Source organism: Burkholderia sp. HI2714 (assembly GCF_002223085.1).
GTDB classification, from domain to species: Bacteria; Pseudomonadota; Gammaproteobacteria; order Burkholderiales; family Burkholderiaceae; genus Burkholderia; species Burkholderia lata_D.
Genome location: NZ_NKFM01000151.1, coordinates 1 through 1,151 on the forward strand (window position 1 = coordinate 1; position 1,151 = coordinate 1,151).

The window sequence follows — 1,151 nt, forward strand, 5'->3', positions numbered from 1 at the left end:
AGCAGCGCGAGGGCGTGATCATTGCGAACCTCGTGAACCGGTGGAACAGCTTCGGCAAGGCGATTTGCGTCAAGACAGCCTAATTGCGCCCGCAACCAACTGAGCGCATACCCTGTCGAACAAAGCCCATAAGAAATCCAATTCAAATTGACATCCCCTTGCCCAAAATGCCACTATCGCGACAGAACCGCCAGCAAACGGTTGCCAAAAGCGGCAAAAAACGCAACCTTGACACTGTTCGCCCTCGCCCACTTTCACTGGCGCCATCACGCCGATCAATGAAAACAGGTTTTCGACATCTCAGACAGGAGCCTAGAATGATTCCTATTCTCCCCGCCGCCGCGCAAATCTTTCCCTCTGTGGGGGATGGTGCGGTCATACCATTGCAGCAACGTGTGACCGAACAAGTTCCCGCGAGAACCCCGGTGCGGCAGGATTTCAATGACGAGCCGCTTGCCCAGGCTTTTCTCGACGCACTGAGGCAGTTGCCGGTAGGCTCTAGCTCTAGAGATTATGCCGGTGCCGTCAGCAGACTGCTGCGGGAATTCGTTGATCCGAAAAGCAACAAACGCGCCTTCGCCACTTTGAGCGACCAAACGGCCATTCTGCAATGCATTCTTGCTAAGGTCGGATTGGATGACCAATTATACGCCCCCCTGCAGGCCACCCTGATTGGAACCAGCAACCTCGATTTTCAGATGACGAAATGGATGCAGGATGTTTGCATGTCGAATGGCAGCCCCAAGGAGTTCGAGGAGTGGTAAAGATAGGCTTTGTTCGGAAGGGGGTGGTTGCGCGGCAGCGTGAGGTCGAGTAGAAAGGGCAATTGATCTATGCCTCGTGAACGTTCATTGCCATACAAAGCCAGCCTGAAATCCGGAGCGCCGCGCAAACGCCCGAAACCGACGTATCGGGTCGCGAACGCCCGCGCCTACAATCAGAGCCTGAAGCGGCGAGGCCAGCTCAGCCTCTACTGCCCGGAGGGCGACCTGAAGGCGCTGTTCATCAACACCCAGCCGTATGGGCCGGGTGTGTCCGGGCGTGCCCCAACCTACACGAACGCCTACATCGAGCTGATCTATACGTTTTACCGGTTGTTTCGTTGGGCGATGCGTCAGATCACCGGCTTCATGGAAGAGTACTGGCGGCTG

Annotated in this window: 1 protein-coding gene and 1 pseudogene; both read left to right on the forward strand. The window is 56.1% G+C overall.

The annotated features are described in order from the left end of the window. The first annotated feature begins 317 nt into the window (after window positions 1-317). Window positions 318-764: a hypothetical protein gene (locus CFB82_RS41570; RefSeq protein ID WP_089487968.1), complete on the forward strand. Its 447-nt coding sequence runs from the start codon at window positions 318-320 to the stop codon at window positions 762-764. Window positions 765-833: 69 nt separating this feature from the next. After that, window positions 834-1,151 (forward strand): annotated as a pseudogene (locus CFB82_RS41575) (hypothetical protein); the annotation flags it as partial.

Coding starts and splice junctions, on each gene's coding strand:
- CFB82_RS41570 (WP_089487968.1), top strand. CDS start 318: ATGATTCCTATTCTCCCCGCCGCCGCGCAAATCTTTCCCTCTGTGGGG.